This is a genomic window from Paraconexibacter sp. (assembly GCF_059438195.1).
Map to the genome: position 1 here is coordinate 1 of NZ_JBLKKY010000146.1, position 1,520 is coordinate 1,520.

Genomic DNA, 1,520 nt, shown 5'->3' on the forward strand with positions numbered 1-1,520 from the left:
CCGTTGGGTGCTCGCCCGCGGGGCGAGGCCTTGCACGATGTAGCGGCTCACGTAGCCGCGCACCGCTTGCGCGTCGTCGAGGTCGACGACGGCGGACGGCATCACCGCGAGCGACAGCATGATGCGGACGATCCACTCCGCCGCCTCGCGCCGGTCGAGTCCGGCGCGGATCTCACCGCGCGCGGCGGCCTCGGCGAGAAAGGGCTGCCAGAAGTCGACCCAGCTCGCGACCGTCCCCTCGAGGTTGGCCGTCAAGAGCGTCGCGAGCAGCGTGTCGCTGCCGCCGGGCGTCTGCGGCGCCGCGCCGTCGTGCATGTGCTCGCGGATGAAGACCGCCGCCTCGGCGACCTGCGCGGCCAGCGTGCGCCTTGCCCGGACCGCGGCCTCGCTGCTTCTGACGAAACGGTCGGCGGCGCGGGCGAGAACGGAGCGCAGCAGCGCGTCGCGGTCGGGGAAGTGGAAGTAGACCGAGCCGCGCGACACCCCGGCCGCGGCCGCGACGTCGGCCATCGAGAAGCGCTGCACGCCGAAGCGCCGCATGCACGCTTCCGCCGCATCGAGGATGCGGCCGGCGGTCGAGGCGGCGGCGTGGACCTTGGACATTTGAACAATCTCTATCAAGTTGTATAAAGGCGGCGCAAGGGAGGTCGGCCATGTCGCGTCTTGCGGGCAAGAGCGTTCTCGTCACCGGATCGTCGTCGGGCATCGGGCTCGCGACCGTCGAGCGCTGCCTCGCCGAGGGGGCGCGCGTCGTCGGCGCGGACCGGGCGGCGCCGCCGGCCGCCGTCGCCGGGGGCGGGGCGGACGACGCAGCCGAGCGCTTCCGCTTCCTCACCGCGGACGTGACGCGGGAGGAGGACGTCGCGGCCGCGGTTGCGCTCGCGGTCGCCGCCTGGGGGCGCCTCGACGGCGTGGTGAACGCGGCCGGGATCGCCGGCGGCGGACCCGTCCACCTGCTCGACGCCGGCTCGGGCTGGGACCCGGTCCTCGAGGTGAACCTGAAGGGCACCTTCCTGGTCGCGAAGCACGCCGTCCGCCAGATGCTCGAGCAGGAGCCCGTCTCCGGCGAGCGCGGCTCGGTCGTGACGGTGGCGAGCATCGAGGGGCTGGAGGGCACGGCCGGCGGCAGCGCCTACAACGCGTCCAAGGGCGGCGTCGTGCTCCTCACCCGCAACGTCGCCATCGACTATGGCGGGCGCGGCATCCGCGCCAACGCGATCTGCCCGGGCTTCATCGAGACGCCGATGCTCCGCGGCGTCTTCGACCTTCCGGGGATGGAGGTCGTGCGCGAGCGCATCCGCGAGGAGCACAAGCTGCGCCGCTTCGGCCGGCCCGAAGAGATCGCCGCGGTCGCGGCCTTCCTGCTGTCGAGCGATGCGTCCTTCGTGTCCGGGCAGGCGCTCGCGGTCGACGGCGGCTACACCGCCGGACGCGATCACGGCGTCACGGCGCTGATGGGGCTCTGATCGACGCCGAGCTCGCGCTCGAGGCGTGACCGCCGGGGGCGGGCCGGGAGAGCG

Annotated in this window: 2 protein-coding genes; one reads left to right on the forward strand and one right to left on the reverse strand. The window is 73.6% G+C overall.

Features of this window, described 5'->3' with window-relative positions; genetic code table 11:
* A partial coding sequence (locus tag ACME2J_RS22295) for a TetR/AcrR family transcriptional regulator (RefSeq protein ID WP_495547144.1) occupies positions 1 to 603 on the reverse strand: 603 nt, incomplete at its 3' end.
* Positions 604 to 653: 50 nt separating this feature from the next.
* Between ACME2J_RS22295 and ACME2J_RS22300 the strand changes: the two genes are divergently transcribed.
* A complete protein-coding gene (locus ACME2J_RS22300) occupies positions 654 to 1,466 on the forward strand; it encodes an SDR family NAD(P)-dependent oxidoreductase (RefSeq protein WP_495547145.1) in 813 nt (270 codons plus the stop codon).
* The last annotated feature ends 54 nt before the right edge of the window (positions 1,467 to 1,520 follow it).

Bases quoted from the DNA above. Each gene is read 5' to 3' on its own strand.
- ACME2J_RS22300 (WP_495547145.1), top strand. From the start codon at position 654: ATGTCGCGTCTTGCGGGCAAGAGCGTTCTCGTCACCGGATCGTCGTCG.